19 protein-coding genes are annotated in these 23,445 nt (G+C 52.2%); 10 read left to right on the top strand and 9 right to left on the bottom strand.

Features of this window, described 5'->3' with window-relative positions; genetic code table 11:
• Nucleotides 1-165: 165 nt before the first annotated feature.
• From fruB to fruA, 3 genes are read left to right on the top strand one after another with little or no spacing between them, the layout of a single operon-like run.
• On the top strand, nucleotides 166-1,299 hold the full coding sequence (fruB, locus tag OI69_RS12605; protein ID WP_039350931.1) for a fused PTS fructose transporter subunit IIA/HPr protein: 1,134 nt from the start codon (nucleotides 166-168) through the stop codon (nucleotides 1,297-1,299).
• Nucleotides 1,296-2,234 (top strand): 1-phosphofructokinase, encoded by a 939-nt coding sequence (gene fruK, locus OI69_RS12600; protein ID WP_014699594.1) that lies wholly within the window; start codon nucleotides 1,296-1,298, stop codon nucleotides 2,232-2,234. Before fruB ends, fruK begins: the two co-directional genes overlap by 4 nt.
• A gap of 18 nt (nucleotides 2,235-2,252) precedes the next feature.
• A complete protein-coding gene (gene fruA, locus OI69_RS12595) occupies nucleotides 2,253-3,944 on the top strand; it encodes a PTS fructose transporter subunit IIBC (RefSeq protein WP_039350928.1) in 1,692 nt (563 codons plus the stop codon).
• A 297-nt stretch (nucleotides 3,945-4,241) separates the two neighbouring features.
• On the opposite strand, the gene nfo is transcribed toward fruA, so the two are convergent.
• Both nfo and OI69_RS12585 read right to left on the bottom strand, forming a co-directional pair.
• A complete protein-coding gene (gene nfo, locus OI69_RS12590; RefSeq protein ID WP_039350925.1) occupies nucleotides 4,242-5,087 on the bottom strand; it encodes a deoxyribonuclease IV in 846 nt (281 codons plus the stop codon).
• Nucleotides 5,088-5,155: 68 nt separating this feature from the next.
• Complete coding sequence (locus OI69_RS12585; protein ID WP_039350922.1) at nucleotides 5,156-6,229, bottom strand: YeiH family protein; 1,074 nt, start codon at nucleotides 6,227-6,229, stop codon at nucleotides 5,156-5,158.
• Between the two features lie 118 nt (nucleotides 6,230-6,347).
• On the opposite strand from OI69_RS12585, the gene yieE reads away from it, so the two are divergent.
• From yieE to OI69_RS12570, 3 genes are all read left to right on the top strand, one after another.
• Entirely contained in the window at nucleotides 6,348-7,220 is an 873-nt protein-coding gene (gene yieE, locus OI69_RS12580) for a DNA-binding transcriptional regulator YeiE (protein ID WP_039350920.1), read from the top strand.
• Nucleotides 7,221-7,355: 135 nt separating this feature from the next.
• Nucleotides 7,356-8,831: an amino acid permease gene (locus OI69_RS12575; protein WP_039350916.1), complete on the top strand. Its 1,476-nt coding sequence runs from the start codon at nucleotides 7,356-7,358 to the stop codon at nucleotides 8,829-8,831.
• Between the two features lie 430 nt (nucleotides 8,832-9,261).
• Nucleotides 9,262-10,251 (top strand): 2-hydroxyacid dehydrogenase, encoded by a 990-nt coding sequence (locus tag OI69_RS12570; RefSeq protein WP_039350914.1) that lies wholly within the window; start codon nucleotides 9,262-9,264, stop codon nucleotides 10,249-10,251.
• Between the two features lie 388 nt (nucleotides 10,252-10,639).
• On the opposite strand, the gene OI69_RS12565 is transcribed toward OI69_RS12570, so the two are convergent.
• Complete coding sequence (locus OI69_RS12565) at nucleotides 10,640-11,560, bottom strand: ABC transporter permease (RefSeq protein ID WP_407668770.1); 921 nt, start codon at nucleotides 11,558-11,560, stop codon at nucleotides 10,640-10,642.
• Nucleotides 11,561-11,631: 71 nt separating this feature from the next.
• Nucleotides 11,632-13,143 carry a sugar ABC transporter ATP-binding protein gene (locus OI69_RS12560; protein WP_039350908.1) on the bottom strand — a complete coding sequence of 504 codons (1,512 nt, stop codon included), beginning with the start codon at nucleotides 13,141-13,143 and terminating at the stop codon, nucleotides 11,632-11,634.
• A gap of 266 nt (nucleotides 13,144-13,409) precedes the next feature.
• On the opposite strand from OI69_RS12560, the gene OI69_RS12555 reads away from it, so the two are divergent.
• Nucleotides 13,410-14,498, top strand: a complete 1,089-nt coding sequence (locus tag OI69_RS12555) for an oxidoreductase (RefSeq protein WP_039350905.1) — start codon at nucleotides 13,410-13,412, stop codon at nucleotides 14,496-14,498.
• A 60-nt stretch (nucleotides 14,499-14,558) separates the two neighbouring features.
• Here the strand turns inward: OI69_RS12555 and OI69_RS12550 are convergent, their stop codons facing one another.
• The 5 genes from OI69_RS12550 to ptrR all read right to left on the bottom strand — a co-directional run bounded on the left by OI69_RS12550 (nucleotide 14,559) and on the right by ptrR (nucleotide 18,800).
• Nucleotides 14,559-14,771: a KTSC domain-containing protein gene (locus OI69_RS12550; RefSeq protein ID WP_039350901.1), complete on the bottom strand. Its 213-nt coding sequence runs from the start codon at nucleotides 14,769-14,771 to the stop codon at nucleotides 14,559-14,561.
• Between the two features lie 218 nt (nucleotides 14,772-14,989).
• Complete coding sequence (locus OI69_RS12545) at nucleotides 14,990-15,634, bottom strand: glutathione S-transferase (RefSeq protein WP_039350899.1); 645 nt, start codon at nucleotides 15,632-15,634, stop codon at nucleotides 14,990-14,992.
• 189 nt (nucleotides 15,635-15,823) lie between these two features.
• A complete protein-coding gene (fghA, locus tag OI69_RS12540) occupies nucleotides 15,824-16,669 on the bottom strand; it encodes an S-formylglutathione hydrolase (protein WP_039350897.1) in 846 nt (281 codons plus the stop codon).
• A 40-nt stretch (nucleotides 16,670-16,709) separates the two neighbouring features.
• On the bottom strand, nucleotides 16,710-17,831 hold the full coding sequence (locus tag OI69_RS12535; protein WP_039350894.1) for an S-(hydroxymethyl)glutathione dehydrogenase/class III alcohol dehydrogenase: 1,122 nt from the start codon (nucleotides 17,829-17,831) through the stop codon (nucleotides 16,710-16,712).
• A 96-nt stretch (nucleotides 17,832-17,927) separates the two neighbouring features.
• On the bottom strand, nucleotides 17,928-18,800 hold the full coding sequence (gene ptrR / locus OI69_RS12530; RefSeq protein ID WP_039350891.1) for a putrescine utilization regulator PtrR: 873 nt from the start codon (nucleotides 18,798-18,800) through the stop codon (nucleotides 17,928-17,930).
• A 683-nt stretch (nucleotides 18,801-19,483) separates the two neighbouring features.
• Between ptrR and OI69_RS12525 the strand changes: the two genes are divergently transcribed.
• The 3 genes from OI69_RS12525 (at nucleotide 19,484) to yeiB (ending at nucleotide 23,437) form a co-directional block, all read left to right on the top strand.
• The gene (locus OI69_RS12525) at nucleotides 19,484-21,163 is read left to right on the top strand and encodes a methyl-accepting chemotaxis protein (protein WP_039350888.1); all 1,680 of its coding nucleotides are present in this window, start codon (nucleotides 19,484-19,486) and stop codon (nucleotides 21,161-21,163) included.
• A gap of 312 nt (nucleotides 21,164-21,475) precedes the next feature.
• Nucleotides 21,476-22,138 (top strand): GTP cyclohydrolase I FolE, encoded by a 663-nt coding sequence (gene folE, locus OI69_RS12520; RefSeq protein ID WP_005967317.1) that lies wholly within the window; start codon nucleotides 21,476-21,478, stop codon nucleotides 22,136-22,138.
• A gap of 123 nt (nucleotides 22,139-22,261) precedes the next feature.
• Nucleotides 22,262-23,437, top strand: a complete 1,176-nt coding sequence (gene yeiB, locus OI69_RS12515; RefSeq protein ID WP_039350885.1) for a DUF418 domain-containing protein YeiB — start codon at nucleotides 22,262-22,264, stop codon at nucleotides 23,435-23,437.
• The last annotated feature ends 8 nt before the right edge of the window (nucleotides 23,438-23,445 follow it).

The raw sequence follows: 23,445 nt of genomic DNA, 5'->3' as shown, positions 1-23,445 counted from the left end.
CATAATTTTGTTACGTCAGCAGCGCAGAAAGCTTGCATAAATGGCGTAATAGAATGAGACTTTTGAAACGTTTCGGCGGGATTTTTTTTGAAACGCCCTAATAATCGACACATTTTTTTCTCATAAAAGCTGAAACGATTCAACTTTCAGCAAGAGAGGAGTGCCATGTTCCAGTTGTCACAGCAAGATATTCATTTGGGCGCCGCGGCCAGCACTAAGCAGGAAGCTATCCAGCTTGTTGCTTCAGCACTGACCGAGGCCGGGTGCGTTAACGCAGGGTATGTCGATGGCATGCTACAGCGTGAACAGCAGACATCCACCTATCTGGGAAGCGGTATTGCTATCCCTCACGGCACCACCGATACCCGCGATCTGGTATTGAAGACCGGGGTTCAAGTATTCCAGTTTCCTCAGGGAATCACCTGGGGTGAAGATCAAACCGCGTATGTGGTATTGGGTATTGCAGCCCGTTCTGATGAACATCTGGCGCTGCTGCGTCAACTGACTCATGTCCTGAGCGACGATCGCGTGGCGGCACGTCTGGCGAGTACCACATCGGCAGAAGAGCTACGTAGCCTGCTGATGGGTGAGCAGCAGTTGGCGGAGTTCCGCTTTGATACCTCGCTGATTGCGTTGGATGTCGTGACCGACAATCTGCTGACGCTTCAGGCGCTGAACGCGGGTCGCCTTCAGCAGGTCGGTGCAGCCGATGCCAGCTTCGTCAGCACTGCCGTCAGCAACAAGCCGCTCAATCTCGGACAAGGTGTGTGGTTCAGCGATAGCGCTGTCGGTAATCTCAGCAGCGCAGCGGCGGTGGCCCGTCCGGCTACGCCTTTCAGCGTTGACGGTGAAAACGTGGCGTTATTGGTGACGGTTGCGGCGGCTGACGATCAGGCTTTCGCCCCGATCGATTACCTGAGCAACCTGCTGATTGCGCAAAAAGCGGAACGTCTGCTGACGGCTGACGCGCCGACGCTGCTGGCCTTATTGACCAGCGACGTACCGGAAGAGAGCGAAGTGCTGACGGCAGAATTCACGATTCGCAACGAACACGGCCTGCATGCCCGTCCGGGCACCATGCTGGTGAACGTGATCAAACAGTTCAGCAGTGACATCACCGTCACCAATCTGGATGGTACAGGCAAACCCGCAAATGGTCGTAGCCTGATGAAAGTGGTCGCGCTGGGCGTGAAGAAAGGTCACAAATTGCGCTTCACCGCCAGCGGTAGCGATGCGGAGCAAGCACTGGCCGCGATTGGCGACGCGATTACATCCGGTTTGGGCGAGGGGGCAGCATGAGCAGGAGAGTAGCCACAATCACCCTGAATCCAGCTTATGATCTGGTTGGCTATTGCCCGGAAGTGGAAAAAGGCGAAGTCAATCTGGTTCAGACAGCGGGTCTGCACGCCGCAGGTAAAGGTATCAACGTTGCCAAGGTGCTGAAAGATCTCGGGATTGATGTCACGGTCGGTGGCTTTCTGGGTAAAGACAATCAGGATGGTTTTCAGCAACTGTTCAGCGAACTGGGCATTGCCAACCGTTTCCAGGTTGTTCCAGGGCGTACGCGTATTAATGTCAAATTAACGGAAAAAGATGGCGACGTCACCGACTTCAACTTTTCCGGTTTTGAAGTGACACAGCAAGACTGGCAGCGTTTCGTCAATGATTCGCTAAGCTGGCTGGGTCAGTTCGATATGGTTGCGGTAAGCGGCAGTCTGCCTGCTGGCGTCGATCCTGATGCCTTTACCGATTGGATGTCGCGTCTGCGTACGCAATGTCCATGCATTATTTTCGACAGCAGCCGTGAAGCGCTGGTGGCGGGATTGAAAGCCTCTCCCTGGTTGGTGAAACCGAATCGTCGGGAGCTGGAAATATGGGCCGGGCGTAAATTACCAACGCTGGCTGATGTGGTGGATGCCGCCCACGCGTTGCGTGAGCAGGGTATCGCGCATGTTGTGATCTCCCTGGGTGCGGAAGGCGCGCTGTGGGTGAATGCATCTGGCGCGTGGCGCGCGTTGCCACCAGCTTGTGATGTGGTAAGTACGGTAGGGGCGGGCGACTCCATGGTTGGGGGGTTGATTTATGGCTTATTAATGCGTGAATCCAGTGAGCACACTCTACGTTTGGCGACAGCGGTTTCAGCGCTGGCCGTCAGCCAAAGCAATGTTGGTATTACCGATCGTCCTCAGTTGGCCGCAATGATGGCGCGTGTCGACCTGAAACCCTTTAACTGATACAGCAGGAGACAAACAATGAAAACGCTGCTGATTTTGGATAAATCACTGGGCCTGGCGAGAAGCCAACTGGTGAAGAACCTACTCGGCGCTGCCGCTGCGAAAGCAGGGGTGACGTTTACAGAACAAGCTAACGACGCTGAACTGGCGATCGTTCTGGGTGCATCCGCTGCGGTGGACAGCGCACTGAATGGCAAACAGGTGTATGTCGGCGATATTGAACTGGCTGTCTCACAGCCGGAAGCCTTTTTAGCGAAAGCGCAGACGGAAGCAACCGCGTATCAAGCCGCGGCGTCAGCTCCCGTTCAGCAGCCCGCGGCTGCCAAACGCATTGTGGCCGTAACGGCGTGTCCGACTGGCGTCGCGCACACGTTTATGGCGGCAGAAGCGATTGAAAGCGAAGCGAAAAAACGCGGCTGGTGGGTCAAAGTGGAAACGCGTGGCTCCGTTGGTGCGGGCAACGCGATTACCCCGGAAGAAGTTGAACAGGCCGATCTGGTGATCGTCGCGGCGGATATTGAAGTCGATCTGGCGAAATTTGCCGGTAAGAAGATGTACCGCACCTCGACGGGGCTGGCACTGAAAAAGACGGCACAGGAATTAGATAAAGCGCAGGCTGAAGCCAAAGTGTATCAGCCATCCGGGCAAGCCAGCGCCTCAAGCGCAAGCGAATCTGGCCAGAAAGGCGGGGCAGGTCCGTATCGTCACCTGCTGACCGGCGTGTCTTATATGCTGCCGATGGTGGTGGCAGGCGGTCTGTGTATCGCGCTGTCGTTTGTCTTTGGTATTGAAGCCTTTAAACAGGAAGGTACGCTGGCAGCAGCGCTGATGAAGATCGGCGGCGGTTCTGCTTTTGCCCTGATGGTGCCAGTGCTGGCGGGCTATATCGCGTTCTCCATTGCGGATCGTCCGGGCTTAACGCCGGGTCTGGTGGGGGGGATGCTGGCGGTGAGTACGGGCGCAGGCTTCCTCGGCGGGATTATTGCCGGTTTCCTGGCGGGTTATGTTGCCAGAGCGATCAACAATAAACTGATTCTGCCGCAAAGTCTGACGGCGCTAAAACCGATCCTGATTATTCCACTGTTCGCTACGTTGATCACCGGCCTGATCATGATTTACGTGGTTGGTACGCCAGTGGCGAAAATTCTGACGGGTCTGACAGGCTGGCTGCAATCCATGGGCACGGCGAATGCGGTGATCCTGGGGGCCATTCTGGGTGCGATGATGTGTACGGATATGGGCGGGCCGGTTAACAAGGTGGCTTACGTCTTCGGTACTACGTTACTCAGTAGCCAGATTTATGCGCCGATGGCCGCCGTCATGGCAGCAGGTATGGTGCCACCGCTGGCGATGGGTCTGGCGACTGTGTTGGCAAGCAAGAAATTCAATCCGACCGAGCGTGAAGGCGGTAAAGCGGCATTTGTGCTGGGCTTGTGCTTCATCTCCGAAGGGGCGATCCCTTACGCGGCGCGTGATCCAATGCGCGTTCTGCCTTGCTGCATCATCGGTGGCGCACTGACTGGTGCGCTGTCAATGATGGTGGGCGCTAAGTTAATGGCACCACATGGTGGTCTGTTCGTGCTATTGATTCCTGGCGCGATTACCCCGGTTATTGGCTACCTGTTGGCGATTATTGCCGGAACCGCAGTGGCTGGCGTGCTGTATGCGTTGCTGAAACGCTCTGATGAACAACTGGCGAAAGTCGCGTAAGTTCGATCATAGTCGTAGATAAAAAGTAATGCCATAACACAAGGATGTGGATGAGATAGCGCCCGTTGGTATTCACCGACGGGCGCTTTTTTATGGGTTCTGCCCCTTGGGCTTCAAGAAAACTTATCCGAGGAACGGAAGCGGAGGAATGGGATAGAATAGTAAAGCGTTTGCGCCATGGATGGCGCAAGCCGAGCGTACAGGGATGTATTCACAGCGTCTTTACGATCTATCCATTACCTCCGCTTGGCACAATCGACTAGCAACTTTAAAAGCATGTTGCAACTTTAAGGGTAATCAGCACTGCGCTTCGGATTTGAGCCAGGCGATTTCGTTAGCCCAGATATCAGGATTGACCGTTTCCAGAATCATCGGGATCCCATCAAAACGCGCGTCTTTCATGATGTAGCTGAAGGCGGTTTTGCCGATATTGCCTTCGCCCAGACTATGGTGCCGGTCAACACGGCTGCCGAACGTACTTTTGGCGTCATTCAAGTGCATGCCGCGTAGATAGCGGAATCCAACAATACGATCGAATTCAGCAAAGGTGGCCTCGCAATCGGCTTCTGTTCGCAGATCGTAACCGCCAGCAAAGGCGTGGCAGGTATCGATACAGACACCGACGCGGCTTTTATCTTCCACGCCATCAATAATGGCCGCCAGATGCTCAAAGCGGAAACCGAGATTACTCCCTTGCCCGGCGGTGTTTTCAATCACGGCGGTGACACCGTCCGTTTCTGCCAGCGCGATGTTGATGGACGCGGCGATACGAGCCAGACAGTCTGCTTCTTCGATCTGCTTCAGATGGCTGCCGGGGTGAAAATTCAGCAAGCTCAGCCCAAGCTGCTGACAGCGGGACATTTCATCAATAAACGCGCTGCGTGACTTCTCCAGCGCGTCGGCGTCTGGGTGACCGAGGTTAATCAGATAGCTGTCATGGGGCAGAATCTGTGCTGATGTGTAGGCGTACTGTTCACAGGCGGCGTTAAAACGGTCAATGACTTCGGTGCTGAGCGGCGCTGCCTGCCATTGGCGCTGATTTTTGGTAAATAAGGCGAACGCCGTCGCCTTTATTTCATGTGCGCGAATCACGGCCTGATCGACCCCGCCTGCTGCGCTAACGTGTGCGCCGATGTATTTCATGTTGGTCTCCTTTGATAACGGAGACATTATGCAGGTTAATGAGACGTTAACAGGTAAATAATTTATCGTTAGCCGAATAAATGTTCGAAGAGCAGGTTGATTCCCGCCCCGCCAATCACCAGCCAGATAAACAGCATCAGTGCCAGCAGCAGCGGTTTTGCCCCTGCCTGACGAACGGCGCTGAAGCGAGTCGTTAGCCCCAGCGCCACCATTGCCATCGTCAGCAGAATATTATCAAGGTGCACTAACTGGGTGACGAGTGTCGGAGAAAGTAGTGAGAAAGAATTGAAAGCCGCTACGGCGATAAATCCCAGCGCGAACCAGGGGAACATCAGCGGAATAGCCGTGGCCTCGCCATGTTTTTGCGTCGCTTTTTTCAGGAAAAAACTGAGCATAAGAAGGAAAGGCGCCAGCATCATGACGCGCAGCATTTTGCTGATGACGGCGATGTTTTCCGTCTCGCCATCAACGGCATGCCCAGCGGCAACGACCTGAGCGACTTCATGTATCGTCGAACCGAAGTACAGACCGACAACCTGCGGAGTGGCGTCAATCCAGTGATGAGTGAGATTGAGTTGATAGAGCCACGGGTACAAAAACATCGCCGTCGTGCCGAAAATCACCACGGTAGAAACGGCGACGGCAATGGCATTACTGGACGCTTTGGCAACGGGTGCTGTTGCCATAATCGCCGCTGCACCGCAGATACTGCTGCCTGCACCGATGAGAATCACCGTTTCATTGTCGAGCTTCAGCCAGCGCTTGCCAATCCAGCAGGCGAGCAGAAACGTCAGCGTGACGACGGTAACATCAACCGCGATACCGTTCATACCAACGGCAGCAACCTGCTGAAAGCTGAGACGAAAGCCATAAAGGATGATGCCCCAGCGGAGTAAATACTGTTTAGCCCACTGTACGCCGGGGTCACAAAGAGGATGAAGGCGCGGATAAAAGCTATTGCCCAGCACGATCCCGATCAGGATCGCTAATGTCAGTGCACCCGGCCCCCACTGAGCAATTTTCGGAATATTTGCCAGCCAGAGAAGTGAAAAAGTTATTAAACTGACTAACAGCAGACCGGGTAATCGCGTTTTTGCGCCATCGGCAGGTGCTATCGTTTGTAATGTCGCAGGAAGAGCCATGGGTTTGGTGCCTATTCTGACCGTACCGAATTGAGAAGCCAGCTTATAATCCACGAGATTAAAAGAGAAATTGATTATATATTTATAACCAATAGATATTTTAGATAAAGAGCGCACTATGCATATCACGTTACGTCAACTGGAAGTCTTTGCCGAAGTCCTGAAAAGTGGTTCAACGACACAGGCTTCCGTTGTGCTCGCCCTTTCTCAATCGGCTGTCAGCGCCGCGCTGGCGGATTTAGAGGGGCAATTGGGTGTTCAACTTTTCGATCGCGTTGGTAAACGTCTGGTGGTTAATGAACACGGTCGCCTGCTGTATCCCAAGGCGCTGGCGTTGCTTGAACAGTCGATAGAAATTGAGCAACTGTTCCGGCGTGATAATGGTGCGCTGCGTGTGTATGCCAGCAGCACTATCGGCAATTACCTGCTACCAGCGATGATCGCCCGCTATCGCCATGATTACCCTGATATTCCGCTGGAACTGCATGTAGGCAATACGAAAGATGTGATCACCCACGTTTCTGAATTTAATGTCGATTTAGGTTTACTCGAAGGGCCTTGCCATCATCCCGATTTGATTACGCAGCCCTGGTTGGAAGATGAACTGGTGGTGTTTTGTTCTCCCGACCATCCGCTCAGCCGGGGAACGGTATCCTTAGCGGCATTGGCGGATGCACATTGGATCCTGCGTGAACGTGGTTCAGGTACGCGTGAAGTATTGGATCATCTGCTGTTAACCCATCTGTCGCATTTCCATTTAGTGATGGAGCTGGGTAATTCGGAAGCGATCAAACATGCGGTTCGTCACGGCATTGGCATTAGTTGCCTGTCGCGGCATGTTATTGCCGAACAATTGGCTTCAGGTTCGTTGGTGGAGCTGAAAGTGCCGTTACCTAAACTCACGCGAACGCTGTATCTGGTACACCACCGGCAGAAACATCTTTCAAATGTGCTGCAACGTTTCCTGAGTTATTGCTGTGAAACGGCATAGCATAAATATTTTATGCTGCTAATAATCGGGCGTGAGTTATTAAGCTCTCTTATAACTCGACGATCTTAACTATCCAGCGCAACGCGATTTGCTACAATCCCGCCTCGATTTTTAGCACGAGCACGCGGGATAATAATGGCTCAGCACGATATTCAACAAACAAAACAGGGCGCACCGACTCTACGCCGTGAACTGAAAGCACGGCATTTAACGATGATCGCGATTGGCGGATCGATTGGCACGGGGTTATTTGTCGCGTCTGGTGCGACGGTTTCACAAGCGGGGCCGGGCGGCGCACTCTTGTCTTATGCTCTGATTGGGCTGATGGTTTATTTCCTGATGACTAGCCTGGGGGAACTGGCGGCATTCATGCCGGTTTCCGGTTCGTTCTCCAGCTATGGTTCCCGTTATGTAGAAGAAGGATTTGGCTTCGCGCTGGGCTGGAACTATTGGTACAACTGGGCGGTGACTATCGCGGTCGATCTGGTGGCGGCGCAGTTGGTGATGGGTTATTGGTTCCCTGAGGTGTCTGGCTGGATCTGGAGTGCTTTGTTCCTGGCACTGATGTTCCTGCTTAACTACATTTCGGTGAAAGGGTTTGGTGAAGCAGAGTACTGGTTCTCATTGATCAAAGTGTCGACGGTCATCATTTTCATCGCCGTTGGGGTGATGATGATTACGGGCATTATGCGCGGTGCGGAAAATGCCGGGTTCCACAACTGGGAGATTGGCGATGCGCCGTTTGCCGGTGGCTTCTCCGCCATGATTGGCGTGGCGATGATCGTGGGTTTCTCTTTTCAGGGAACAGAACTGATCGGCGTGGCTGCTGGGGAATCTCAGGAGCCAAGCAAAAACATTCCGCGCGCTATTCGTCAGGTTTTTTGGCGCATCCTGCTGTTTTATATCTTCGCGATCCTAATTATCAGCTTGATCATTCCCTATACCGATCCGAACCTGCTGCGTAATGATGTTAAAGACATCACGGTAAGTCCGTTCACGCTGGTGTTTGAGAATGCGGGTCTACTGTCTGCTGCGGCCGTGATGAATGCGGTCATCCTGACGGCGGTGCTGTCGGCAGGCAACTCGGGGATGTACGCTTCTACACGCATGCTGTTTACGCTGGCATCGGAAGGCAAAGCGCCACGCATTTTCGCCACCTTGTCAAAAGGTGGCGTGCCGCGTAATGCGCTGTACGCCACCACCGTGGTGGCGGCGCTGTGTTTCCTGTCTTCTTTGTATGGCAACCAAACGGTTTACCTGTGGCTGTTGAATACATCTGGTATGACAGGCTTTATTGCCTGGCTTGGGATCGCGATTAGCCATTACCGCTTCCGTCGCGGCTATGTTATGCAAGGTCATGACCTCAGCCGTCTGCCTTACCAATCGAGTTTCTTCCCGCTGGGGCCAATCTTTGCGTTTGTGCTCTGTCTAATCATCACGCTGGGGCAGAATTATCAGGCGTTTCTGGCAGATAAAATCGACTGGTATGGCGTGACGGCGACGTACATCGGTATTCCGCTGTTCCTGCTGATTTGGTTCGGCTATAAGCTGTGTCGTGGAACGCATTTCGTCAAGTATCAGGATATGACCTATCCCGATCACAAAGACTAAAGCGCGAGACCCTGGTTAACGGGCGACTCCCTGACGGGCGTCGCCTTTTTTATTGGTTTTTCTCATTGCGTCCTCTTCTCCGATTAATCATGACCTTAGTTGCTTTCCGTTATTATTCTTCCTTTGCAGACCATATGAGAACAGAAAATAATTACCAATAGGGGATTATTCTTCTGTGATATTTCTGAATATCACCACTAACAACGTCGATGAATGCAATTCATTATATTAGCTATTGTTAATTGCTTTAAGGCTGACTACGCTTCACGTTGCGGAGTGATGGATTTTTGATGAGGCAGGAAGTGTAACGCTATTAATACGTTCGTTGTCTTGTGTCACACAGAGAAGTTAATTCATTATTTTTGTATGAGAAGACTAGTCGTGATTGCCGACTGCGGAGCACTTGATATCTGCAATCGGAAATCAATGTATGAATAGCAACCAGGGCGAAATGATGTTAAAGATTACCTTTTTGGATAAAGGCTCACTGCCTGAAACCATTTTCCTGAAAAAGACCAATTTTAGGCGTCCACAATGTCGCCATGAATGGATTGAATATAGCTATACCTCTCCCGAGCACGTTATCGCCCGAGCAAAAGATACCCACGTTATCATCACGAATAAAACGCTCTTAACGCGCGACACCCTGGCCGCGCTGCCTGCGTTGAAGCTGATTGCCGTGACGGCGACGGGAACTGACAACATCGATCTTGTTGCTGCCAAGGAGCTGGGTATTATGGTCAAAAACGTACCGGGCTACTCGACGCAAGCCGTGTCTGAGCATGTTATTGCCATGATTTACGCGCTGAAACACAGTCTTATTGGCTGGTATCGCGATCAACTGAGCGACCGCTGGGCCAGTCAGGCGCAGTTTGCCTATTTCGACCATCCGGTCAAGGACATTGCGGGTTCCACGCTGGGTATTATCGGTGCCGGCGCTATTGGGCGGGAGGTCGCGCGATTGGCTCAGGCCTTGGGGATGAAGGTGATTTTCGCCGAACATCGAGGCGTTGCGCAGTGTCGTGGCGGATATCTGCCGTTTGAAGAGGTTCTGCGGCTGGCGGATGTCATTTCACTGAACTGCCCGCTCAAGGCGAACACGCAGCACCTGATTAATGCGGAGACGTTGGCGCTGTGTAAACCCACCGCGTTTATTATTAACACCGCCCGAGGCGGGCTGATTGATGAAAATGCGTTGGTCGCGGCGTTGCAGCAGCGTGGCATTGCGGGTGCCGCGCTGGATTGTTTGACGCAGGAGCCACCCGTAAAAGACAACCCATTACTGATGGCGGCGAAAACCTTGCCTAATCTTCTGATTACCCCACATATTTCCTGGACTTCTGCCTCATCACTGCAACTGTTGATGGAAAAGACGATTGAAAATATTGATGAATATGCCCAGCAAAATGGATATAAATAACGTGTGATTTGATTTGTTCGGTTATAAAGGAATATTTCCCGATAGAGGGAGTATGATATTTATCAATTTTAATCGATGACTAAAATTGAACATTTCATTGAATTTACGCTTTGCTGTCGATTATCTGCATCGTTTACGCGATATCCGTAAGGAATAAATGCGGCACATATCAGAGGTAAAGACAAAACGTTATTGTTTGGGATTGTACGGATGAGTCTCTTTGTCGCACGAGGGAATATTTATTTATTAATAATAACGGCGGTGAATAGTGAAATGGATGTGGCGATATATCCTTGTGGGAAAAATCCGATTTGATGAGGAAAATATTGGCGGGTTACATTGTGAATCCGCCCCGAATTCGGGGGAATGGGGCGGAGGTGAAAGAGGATCAGCGTTTCTGGATATAGGTCATTGCCAGCGCGAGCGCCAAAACCAGACCTTTAATGATATCCATCGCGTAATAAGGCACGGAGAGCATCACCAGCCCATTCTGTAAGACGCCAAGAATGACGGCTCCAAGCAGCGTGCCCAGTGCGTTCGGCTTGCCGGATCCCGCCAGCGAGAAACCGATGTAGGCCGCAGCAACTGCATCCATTAAATAGCCGCCTCCTGCATTGACCTGCGAAGAACCGATACGCGAGGCGAGCAAAATGCCCCCCAGCGCCGCGAGTAATGAAGAGAACACATACGCCTGCACCCGATAACGTGCGGTGCGTATGCCCGCCAGTCGAGCGGCTTCCGGGTTGCCGCCGATGGCATACATCCGGCGGCCATGCTTGGTGAGGGACAGATACAGTTGTACCAGTATCGTTACTGCCAGCATAATGACAACAATCACTGGCACCTGACCCAGCGTGGCAAAGAACTCAGGAATGATGCCTTCCGCCATTTCTCCACTCGGTAGCACCATATTCTGCGTGATGGAACCGCCATAGCTGTACGTCATCGCGACGCCCTGAATAACGAACAGGCTGGCGAGCGTTGCCAGCATATCGGGGATCTTCAGCACGACGATGAGAAAAGCGTTGAACAGCCCGACGAGCGTACACAGCAGTAGCGTCAGAACAATCGCCCCTGTGGTGCCGAACCCATGCCAGACAAAGAGCGAGATGACCAGCGCATTGGCCAACGACGCCGTTGACCCTACGGAAAGATCGAACCCGCCTACGGATAGCGAAATGGAAACACCTATCGCGATCACCGTGACAATCGCAATAGATCGCAGGATATTGATAATGTTATACGGATCGAGAAAGTTGTCCGACGCCAATCCAAAGAGGGCGATCAGCGCAACAACCGTGATCAACATGCCCCACTTATAAAGAAATTCGAAAACGTGGTGACGGAAGGGGATCGCCCCGTTGGTTGAAAGTGGCTGACTCACGCGGGAGTTCCTCCGGTTGAATATAAAAGTAGGGTTTCTTCGTCAATCTCAGCGGCGTTCAGTTCCGCAACAATACGGCCATCCCATAGCACGCAGATACGATCGCAGAGTCCGACCAGTTCGGAAAACTCGCCCGATGCATAGATAATGCCTTTGCCCTGACGAGCAAGGCCGTCAATCAGCGTGAACAGATCCTGTTTCGCCTTGATATCGACGCCTTTGGTGGGTTCATCAAAAATCAGAACTTGAGCTTCACCGCGTAGCCATTTGCCGATGGCCACTTTTTGCTGATTTCCCCCCGACAGGCGCGTCAGTTTCTGCGCCGGACCGGTGGTGCGAACCGCAAGCTGATCAACGATCTGTTTCGCCCAGCGCACTGCCTTACTACGACTGAACAGGCTCCCGCGTGAAAAGCTGTCGGTGGCGGTGATACTGAGATTCATGGTGACGGATTCATCGATAAAAATGCCTTCTTTGCGCCGCTCTTCAGGCACCAGCGCCAGACCTTGCTCGACGGACTGGTGAGGTGAATGCGGTCGCCAGGGCTGACCGCGATATTCACCCTGTGCGATCTGGCACGGTTCTGCGCCGAACAGCGCTTTACACAGTTCGGTTTTTCCCGCACCCGCTAAACCCGCAATGCCCAGAATTTCCCCTTTGTGCAGCGTGAGAGAAATATTGTGCAGCAGTGTTTCGTCGTGCAAGCCGCTGACCTGAAGCAGTGTCTCTTCGGAAGGGGCGGTACGACGCGGCGGGAAGATGTCGTCAAGCCGATGCCCCAACATTCGCTCCACGATCTCTTCACCACTCAGCCCACGCATTGGGCCGCTGCTGACAAACTCGCCATCACGCAGAACGGTCAACGTATCGCAGATTTCGCTGAGTTCGTGAATTCGGTGAGAAATAAAGACGATCCCAATTCCCTCGGCTTGTAAGCGGCGCACCACCTGAAAGAGACGCGCACTTTCTGCCTGATCCAGCGGGGCAGTGGGTTCATCCAGAATCAGGAAACGACACTCATGGGACAACGCACGAGCCAGCAGGATTTGCTGTTTCTCGGCGAGCGTACAGGTATCGAGCCGTTGACGAACATTGAGGTGGACGCCAAGCTGGTCAAGCAGCGCCTGCGCCTGACGATATATCTGCGGCCAACTCAGCAGATGCCCATCCTGCGCCAGCGTATCCAGCATAATGTTTTCCGCTACGGATAGCGTGGGAACCAGCGCGACATCGACTTCCTGTTGAACTAGATGAATGCCGTATCGTTTGGCATCTCGCGGTGAGTGGACATCAACCTGCTTGCCATTAATCAGAATATCGCCCTGGTAGTGATCGTAAGCACCCGACAAGATCGTCATGAGTGTGGATTTACCCGCGCCGTTTGCGCCAGTCAGGGCATGAATCGAACCACCTTCCAGTGTGAAATTAACCTGCTTGAGGGCGTGGAAACCAGAAAAGGAGATGGAAATGTTGTGCATTTCCAGTCGGCTTTGGGAGGTAGAGATCATGGTCGGTAACGCTCTTGGCGGTCAAGGTCATGAAATAACGGAAAAGCAAGGTAGCACATATCTCAGAGAATTTAATACAGCTTCAAGTGTTTGAGCCGCCTCGGCTATGAACGAAAAGGTATAAATTAAATAAAAAAGTTCTTAAGCTGCCGCAAGCAAGTGAATAAGATGGGATTATCAACAGGGTAGCACAGCATATTCGGCTGTCAGCAAGACATAAGACAAGAACCGTGCTCAAGAGAGGGCATGGCGAGGAAGATTCAAACATGCATACAACGACAATCCGTGTACAGGTCGGCCCTGCCAACTATTTTTCTTTCCCCGGCGCTATCGATAAGCTGCTGGAGTTTTATCCGTCGGACGTACTGAAAAACGCGCTGTGGATCTACGGTGAGCGGGCGATCGCAGCGGCGCGGCCCTATTTGCCAACCGAATTCGATGCCCCTTCAGCCCGACGTGTGCAGTTTGGCGCACATTGCAGCGAGGGGGAAGTCGCCAAACTGGTGGCGCAAGCGGGCGAGCACTGTCAGGTCGTCATTGGCGTCGGCGGCGGGGCTGTGCTGGATACGGCGAAGGTGGCTGCGCGCCACATTGGTGTGCCGCTGGTGGCGATCCCAACGATTGCGGCGACCTGTGCGGCCTGGACGCCTTTGTCCGTGTGGTATAACGATGCTGGACAGGCATTGCGCTTTGAAATTTTTACCGATGCCAACCATTTGGTGCTGGTGGAGCCGCGAATTATGCTGGCGGCACCGGTGGAATACCTGCTGGCTGGCATTGGGGATACGCTGGCGAAATGGTATGAAGCGGTGGTACTCAGCCCACAGCCTGAAACGTTGCCCCTGTCTGTTCGGCTGGGCTTACAGACCGCGTTGGATATTCGCAATGTGTTACTGCAACAAAGCGCGGCGGCGTTGGAAGCCGTTAAGCGTGGCGAGCTGACGCAGGATTTTCTGGACGTGGTAGATGCGATCATCGCCGGGGGCGGCATGGTTGGCGGGTTGGGCGAGCGTTATACCCGCGTGGCGGCGGCGCATGCGGTTCATAATGGTTTGACAGTGTTGCCGCAAACTGAACGCTTTCTGCACGGCACCAAAGTGGCTTATGGCATTCTGGTGCAGAGCGCGTTGCTGGGCGATAGCGCAACGTTGCGCCAGTTGAAGACGGCATTTAAAGCGTTTGGTTTGCCAACGTCGTTAGCCGCGCTGGATGTAGACATTCGCGATCGCGCAGCGCTTCAGGCGGTTATTGCCCGCACGTTGCAGACGGGGGAGTCCATTCACTATCTGCCGTTGGCGCTTAATGAACAAGTTTTGCTGGCGGCGTTTCATACCGTGGAATCCAGCGGAGAATAAACAGCGAGAAGGGGCGGAGAGTGGTCTCTGCCCCTAAAGACGATTCTTTATCTCTAAAAGCTATTGTGTTTTCTCGTAGGGGAATGAATTTTTGATGTAGCTGGCGTAGTAACGGTACTTCGTCTTACTTGCCATCAGTTCTTCATAAATCATGCGTGCTACGCCGCTATAGAGATAGATGCTTCCATTTAGTAGTTCGACTTCCAACTGACTTTTTTCTGCATCATATCCCACTGAAAACAACTCTGTTGATGAAACGCGTTTTCTCTGCAAAATTAATCACTCCCAACCTATCAATGCCGCATCCTGGCGGTATACCACCTTTCGAGCGTACTCACTATATCGTGTTATAACCCGATATACATCGGGGGTAAACCGCAGCATATCTTTATTAGTTCATGAATAATCAGTAAACGCTCACAGAATCCCCGCGCTGTCGTTCATTGAGCGGTGTGTTCTTCCGTGTCGATCAGCCACTGCCCGTCGCGTTGTTAGTCCTGCGCGAGCGCTCGTTGAAAACTGGGCTGGTTTTCTATGCGCTCAAGGTATTGCTGGATATGCGGATAGCGGCTGAAATCCAGACGCGTTTTTGCCAAAATCAGCGGCACGGCCATTTGTATATCGGCACCGCTGAGCGATTCTCCCGCAAACCAGTCTTGTGTACTCAAATGTTGCTCGATGAACTGAAGCTGTGTCGTCAACCGTGGCACAATAAAAGCCTGCTCGATGCTTTGCACAATTTTTTTCGCCACGGGGCGGATGAAGAACGGCATCGGCGCTGATTCTGTTTTCGTCAATACCAGACGCATCACCAACAGCGGCATGAGCGAACCTTCAGCGAAATGCAGCCAGAAACGATAATCCAACAACGCTTGTCCACGTTGTGGGCGCAGTTTGCCATTACCGTAAGTCTCAATCAGGTATTCCACGATGGCCCCGGACTCGGCAATGGTCAGGTCGCCATCGGTAATCACTGGCGATTTACCTAATGGATGAATCTGCTTGAGCGAGGCGGGCGCGCTAAACGTTTTTGGGTCACGCGCGTAGCGAATGATTTCATAGTCAACGCCCAGTTCTTCCAATAACCAGGTTACGCGGGTTGAGCGGGATTTTTCGAGGTGATGAACATATATCATCCATTTCTCCTTGTTGTGTGGCGTGATTCCGTCATTCAGCACGATGCAGGTGTGTGCGTGTTTTTACACGGTGTGTGCGGTAACAGGGAAGGATAATCGCACCGCAAGAAGCGGAGATATCCCTCCCCGAGTGCGATTATCCGCTAGATGAGCATAGCACTATTATTTGTACGGAGAGGGGGTGTACCACTATTCCGCGAACAAATACTGGCTATGGAAGCGCAAATGATCTTCGATAAAACTGGCGATGAAGAAATAGCTGTGATCATAACCAGACTGTGTTCTCAGAGTCAGCGGCCATGCGTACTGGGTTGCCAACGCTTCCAGTTTCGCCGGTTGCAACTGATCGGGAAGGAATTGATCGCAATCCCCTTGATCAACCAGTATCGGCAGCTTCTGCTGGCTATTGGCCAGCAAATGGCAACTGTCATACTGCAACCACTGCGTTTCATCCTCACCGAGGTAGGCGGTCAGCGCTTTGCGTCCCCAGGGAACCTGACTTGGATTCACGATGGGCGCAAACGCGGATGCAGACAGATATTTCTCTGGATTGCGCAGCGCCAGCACCAGCGCGCCATGGCCCCCCATCGAATGCCCGCTGATAGACTGGCGGCTATTCACATTAAAATGCTGCTGGATCAGCGTCGGTAATTCGGCACTGATGTAGTCATACATCTGGTAGTGCGCCGCCCAGGGAGACTGCGTGGCATTCACATAGAAGCCTGCGCCTTGACCGAGATCGTACCCGGCATCGTCTGCTACGCCATCGCCGCGCGGGCTGGTATCCGGCATCACCAGCACCAGACCCAGCTCGGCGGCGACGCGCTGCGCACCAGCCTTCGTCGTAAAGTTTTCGTCGTTGCAGGTTAACCCGGACAGCCAATAAAGCACGGGCGGTGGCGTATCGTCCTGTGTCGGTGGCAGATAAATGCTGAACGTCATCGCGGTGTTCAGCGTCTCTGACACATGGCGGTAGCGCTGTTGCCAGCCGCCAAACATACGGTGTTCTTCCAGCAGTTCCAGTGATGAAGTCATCGCTGTACAGCCTCCTTTTTTGTTCCTGGCAGTCGCGCCATTAACCGAAATGAATCACAGAACGGATTGATTTGCCGTCATGCATTAAGTCGAATGCCGTGTTGATGTCGTCCAGCCTCATCGTGTGGGTGATGAAATCATTCAGCGGGAATTCACCTTTCAGGTAACGATCGACAATCCCTGGCAGTTCACTACGGCCTTTCACTCCGCCGAAAGCAGAGCCGCGCCATACGCGACCGGTTACCAGTTGGAATGGACGGGTGGCGATTTCTTCACCGGCACCGGCAACGCCGATGATGATGGATTCACCCCAGCCTTTATGGCAGCACTCTAGCGCGGAACGCATGACATTAACGTTACCAATACATTCGAAGGAGAAGTCCACACCGCCATCGGTCAGTTCAACAATGACGTCCTGAATCGGCTTGTCGTAATCTTTCGGATTGATCAAATCGGTAGCACCCAGTTTGCGTGCCAGATCGAATTTGCTGGTGTTGAGATCGATACCGATGATGCGCCCAGCCCCTGCCATTTGCGCGCCGATAATCGCTGACAACCCAATGCCGCCGAGGCCGAAAATCGCTACCGTGTCGCCTGCTTTAACTTTTGCAGTATTCAGCACGGCACCCATACCGGTGGTGACGCCACAGCCCAGCAGGCAAACTTCTTCCAGCGGCGCTTCTTTGTTGACTTTCGCCAGCGAGATTTCAGGCACGACGGTGTGCTCTGCGAAGGTTGAGGTTCCCATGTAGTGGAAAATCGGCTGACCGTTTTTGGAGAAACGGGTGGTGCCGTCTGGCATCAAGCCTTTGCCCTGCGTGGCACGAATAGCCTGGCAGAGATTTGTTTTGCCAGAGCGACAGAATTTACATTCGCCACATTCCGGGGTGTACAGCGGAATAACGTGATCGCCAACGGCAACGCTGGTTACGCCTTCCCCAATGGCTTCCACAATCCCGCCGCCTTCATGGCCCAGAATGGCTGGGAACACGCCTTCAGGATCTTTACCGGACAGCGTATAGGCATCCGTGTGGCATACGCCGGTTGCGACGATACGTACTAACACTTCACCTTTCTGTGGTGGCATCAGATCCACTTCTTCAACCGACAGAGGTTGGTTTGGACCCCAGGCGATGGCGGCACGGGTTTTAATCATTTGCATGGTGGAGGCTCCTAATGGCATACCGTTATGGGTTGTAAGTTAAATGATAGGACATGGTTGTTCATGGCTGTGTTGTCCTCTCCTGAAAATAAGCCTTCATTCCGACGGCGCGGATTGCTCAATAATAAGCTTTTTAAGCGCTTCGACATTGGGGCCAAAGGCGTCGCGTCGCCAGACAAGCCAGGTGGACGCGGCGGCAATATCGGGCGGTAATTCATGTACCTGAACGCGTGCGCCCGCAGGCAGTGATTCGAGGACGGCATGCGGGAGCATCGCCACCCCAGCACCGCTGGCAACACAAGCAAGCATGGCATGGTACGAGTGAATTTCCACGATCGTGCCGGGCACTACGCCATCCTGTCTGAACCAGCTCTCAAAGCGCTTTCTGTAAGAACAACTGGGGCGAAAAGCGAACAGCGTATCGCTGCTGGCATCTCGCGCCTGTGTGATGGGCGAGTGAGCCAGATCTGATATCAGCACTAATCGTTCTGTAAAACACGAACAGCCGTTCAGTTCATCATAAATAACAGGGCCATCGACTAACGCAGCAGCCAAGGTTCCCGCCCGCACGCGCTCAATGATTTCCCCCGATGTCCCTGTATTGAGGGACAGAGAAACCGTTGGGTAGCGCTGATGGTAAGCTGCTACTAGCGTAGGTAAACGGGTTGCCGCCGTACTTTCCATCGAGCCTAAGGCAAAGTTACCTGCGGGTTCACCCGTGCGCGTCATGCTGATCGCTTCTTCACTGAGTGCCAGAATGCGTTGTGCATAACATAAAAAATTGTGCCCGATAGGGGACAGGCGCAGGCGCTGTTTCTCACGGATAAACAGATCGGTGCCCAGCTCCTGTTCCAACTGGCGTAATCGCGTGGTCAGATTTGAAGGCACTCGATGAAGCTGCTCTGCGGCGCGTGCGACGGATCCCGTTTCGGCGACAAGGCAGAACATGCGCAGTTGGGTCAAATCCATACCTTTCTCTTTTCGTAATTAACTTTGGTTCTGTTATTCATTTTTTGTGAATTGTAGCGGTAAGTGATGGCTTGCGCAACGGAATTATGTCACTCGGATGTGGAGACTGCGTAAACAATGATGATGGGGAATGTGTTCGAATGATCTTCAGGATTAATATTTTTGTGTTGGTAGTGAGAGGCTTACAATAAAATAGTCGCGTTAGGAATTAGTAGCATTACAACTAACTATTACTGTTAATAGGGTGCTATTTTCTTAGGAAAAAGGTAAGTGAAAAATAAGAATAATCACAGGAAAATAAAATCGTATTTCCCTGATGGAATAGTGGGGATGAAAGAGTAAATAGTTAATTAAAATAGACGGTTAAACGCATAGATAAATAGTTGTAATCGAGAAATAGTTAAAAGCTATCATCATTATTGATTTTGATCGAATTTATTAATGTAACGGCGTAAAGTGCGCGTCTGTGGTGCCGATAAGATTAACGTATGATCGGAACCGCTCATCGTCACTGTAAGTAAATGTGTCTATTTGTCATAAAAGGAAATTAATCCATAACTAATGAAAGCGCACGCATTTCATTAATAATTGACGTAACACACGGCGTATTTCCAATTAAAAATGTGCAGCCATGTTGCAGAAAGCGCAGGGGAATATCGCCAGATAATTTATAGGAGTCTTCTGTGAATTTTTTAAAAGATATCACCATCAGGGCAATGCTTTTAACAATATTGGGGTTATTTTTGGTTGTATGGAGTGGGGCCTCTTTCTTTACCACCACCTCATTAAGTAGCATGACCAAACTATTGGAGTCTGGGGAATCTCAGCGTAAAAACGTAGAGATGTTGGCAAAAGGCAACGACCAATATTTTCGTACCGTGACTCGATTGCTGCGCTCGATGGATTTCCAGCAAACGGGCGAAACGGCGGAAGCAGAAAAAATATTTACGTCAGCGACAGTCGCGTTTAAAAATACGTCAGATCAATTAGCTGCGTTTAAAGCCTCTGGACACGCTGGCGTTGATAAAGCAACGGCAGACAACATGATCGCGGCATGGACTCAACTGCTGGATAATGGGTTGACGCCAATGCTAAACGCCGCGCGTGATAACCGTCAGGAGGAATTTCGTCAACTTTTCCGCAAAGTGTATCCACCGCTGAGCGTGGCGTTTGGCGGCAGTGTGGATAAGTATCAAACTGCGATGATGTTGTCATCAGAGGCGTCAATGAGTGAAATGTACGGCCTGGTTGACTGGAGTAATTACATTCTGCTCGGGGCTGCCATTCTTGGGGTGCTCATCCTGCTGTTGACCGATCGCTATCTGGTTAACTATCTGGTCAAACCGTTGAATATGATCAAAAGCTATTTCCAGATTCTGGCTGCCGGGCAGCTTGGTCACCCGCTCAACGAGTTTGGCCGTAACTGTGCCGGACAACTGATTCCTTATCTGAAAGAAATGCAAGGTAGTCTGGCTAACACGGTTTCCATCATCCGTGACAGCTCGGCATCGATTCATCAGGGATCTAGCGAAATTAAAAGTGGCAATAACGATCTGTCTGCGCGTACCGAGCAGCAGGCTGCCGCACTGGAGCAGACGGCGGCCAGCATGGAAGAGTTAAGCGCAACGGTAAAACAGAATGCGGATAACGTTCACCAGGCTACGAAGCTGGCGCAGGATGCCTCTATTGCAGCGAAGAAGGGGGGCACCGTTACGGCTGACGTGATGGCGACGATGGCGAGTATTACCACCAGTTCGAAGAAAATTGCTGACATCACCAGTGTGATTAACGGTATTGCCTTCCAGACTAATATTCTGGCGCTGAATGCGGCGGTGGAAGCCGCCAGAGCCGGTGAACAAGGCCGAGGCTTTGCGGTAGTGGCTGGTGAAGTGCGTAATCTGGCGCAGCGCAGTGCCCAGGCCGCGAAAGAAATTGAAGGCCTGATTACGGAATCGGTTGAACGTGTCAACATGGGGTCAAATCAGGTTACTCAAACGGGGGAAGCAATGGATTCCATTATTTCCGCGATTACCCGTGTGAACGATCTGATGGGCGAAATCGCCTCGGCATCGGATGAACAGAGCCGCGGTATTACTCAAATTGGTCAGGCGGTTACCGAGATGGATGGCGTAACGCAACAGAACGCCGCGCTGGTACAGGAATCTGCCGCCGCTGCCGCCTCGCTGGAAGAGCAGGCTCGTCAGTTGACCGAAGCGGTATCGGTGTTCCAACTTTCAGCAGACATGCAGCGTCGTCCACAGCCGCGTCTGGCGGAGAACGCGCCAGCAGCGCAGAGGCCGATGTTACTCGCGAGTGCGGGTGGTAAGCAGAGTAATGCTAACGATAACTGGGAAACCTTCTGATAAGCTCGCGGCAGGCCGTGGTACGATACTCGCTGCCGCAAAAATCAGGTGATTTATCATTAAAAGCACTGGGTCTATGATCTCAGTGCTTTTTGTTTATCGCCAGATATGATTACTGAATATCGTTTTTTACCCGCCCCGTGACGGTGCTCAGCCACCCCGTTAAGTTTGCTAACCTGAATCTATTTCAACCATCATGAGATACAATCGCTGGATAATCGTGACTCTCTCAACTAGAGTGTTGACGGCGCTAGGGTCTGACCAAGGCCATGACAGTGCGATAGATAGCGTTACACCTGTAGGAGAATAATAATGTCATCACTAAGTAAAGAAGCCGTTATGGTGCATGAAGCGCTGCTGGCACGCGGTCTGGAAACGCCGCTGCGCGGGGCGTTGCTGGATCGCGATACGCGTAAGCAGCGTATCGCCGAGCATATGACGGAAATTATGAATTTGTTGAGTCTCGATCTGAGCGATGACAGTCTGGCTGAAACACCGACTCGTATCGCCAAAATGTACGTTGATGAAATATTCTCCGGTTTGGACTACGCTAACTTCCCCAAAATCACCATCATTGAAAACAAAATGAAGGTTGATGAAATGGTTACCGTGCGAGATATCACACTAACGAGTACCTGCGAACACCATTTCGTGACGATCGATGGCAAAGCGACCGTCGCGTATATCCCCAAGGATGGCGTGATTGGCCTGTCGAAACTTAACCGAATTGTGCAATTTTTCTCACAGCGCCCCCAGGTGCAGGAGCGTTTAACTCAGCAGATCCTGGTTGCGCTGCAAACCCTGTTGGGAACAAACAACGTTGCGGTTTCAATTGATGCGGTGCATTACTGCGTGAAGGCGCGTGGTATTCGTGATGCGACCAGTGCCACGACCACGACATCGCTCGGTGGGCTGTTTAAATCCAGCCAGAACACACGCCAGGAATTTTTACGCGCGGTACGTCACCACAATTAAGCGAGTTCTTATTGGCGATGATGAAGACAAGACACTTTGTTATCGTCAAATCAGCAGGTGTCTTCGCTTTTTCCCCGTCTGTGCATACAATCGCTACTTCGATGATTTGAAAATGTAATTTGTATGCCTCCACACACACTAGTGTCACCTCATTCCCCTCCCTCGCGGATAGCTATGCTGGATTTCGCTCGTGGCATCGCTATTTTGGGTATTTTACTGCTGAATATTACGGCGTTTGGCTTACCGCATGCGGCATACCTGAACCCAGCCTGGCAGGGGCAACCCACACTATCTGATGCCTTAACATGGGCTGCGATGGATTTGCTGGCGCAGGCAAAATTTCTAACGCTATTTTCTCTTCTTTTTGGCGCGGGGTTACAACTGCTGCTGCCGCGAGGGAAGCGTTGGATACACGCCCGTCTATTCTGGTTGATGGTCATCGGGTTGATTCATGCCATTTTCCTGTGGGATGGCGATATTTTGTTCGACTATGCGCTGATAGGCCTCGTGTGTTACGGCATGATCCGTCACGTAGAAAGCAGCCGATCGTTAATGCGTACCGGAGCGCTTCTCTATCTCGTCGGAATTGGCATGCTGTTTGTGCTGAGCCAGATTCTGAGCCTGCAACCGGGGCGCTTCTGGTTACCAGGAATGGCGGATATCACTTATGAGGCCTACTGGCGTGCGTTAGGTGGGCCGGTAGCATGGGGAAATCGTGTTGATCTGCTAACGGAAAGCCTGTTATCGCTGGGCGTGCAGTACGGCTGGCTACTGTCGGGTTCAATGTTACTTGGCGCAGGGCTGATGCGTAGCGGCTGGCTGAAAGGCGAATTCAGTACGGCGCATTATCGCAGGGTTGCCCTGTGGCTGATTCCGCTGGGTGTAGCCATTAACAGTATTGGCGTGGTGGGGCAGTGGCTGGTGGGCTGGGAATATCGCTGGAGTGGACTGCTATTGCAGATCCCACGCGAGCTGAGTTCACCCTTACAGGCGATAGGGTATCTCGCGCTGTGCTATGGTTTTTGGGCCACGCTGTGCCAATGGCGCATCACGTACTGGATTACGGGTATTGGGCGCATGGCGTTAACCAACTATCTACTGCAAACGTTGATTTGTGTGATGGTGTTTAACCAACTGGGGCTGTTCATGGCCTTCAGTCGCTTGCAACTGTTGGCTCTGGTGCCCGCGATCTGGGGAGTTAATCTGGTCTTTTCTCACTACTGGTTGCGCTATTTCCGTCAGGGACCACTCGAATGGCTATGGCGTAAGCTCACTGATGTGATAGGAAAAACGGCGTAAGGAACATG

Origin of the sequence: Pectobacterium fontis (assembly GCF_000803215.1) — a bacterium.
In the GTDB taxonomy this organism is placed as follows: domain Bacteria; phylum Pseudomonadota; class Gammaproteobacteria; order Enterobacterales; family Enterobacteriaceae; genus Pectobacterium; species Pectobacterium fontis.
Note: the sequence above shows the minus strand (reverse complement) of the source record. Positions and strands in the feature narration are given on the sequence as shown.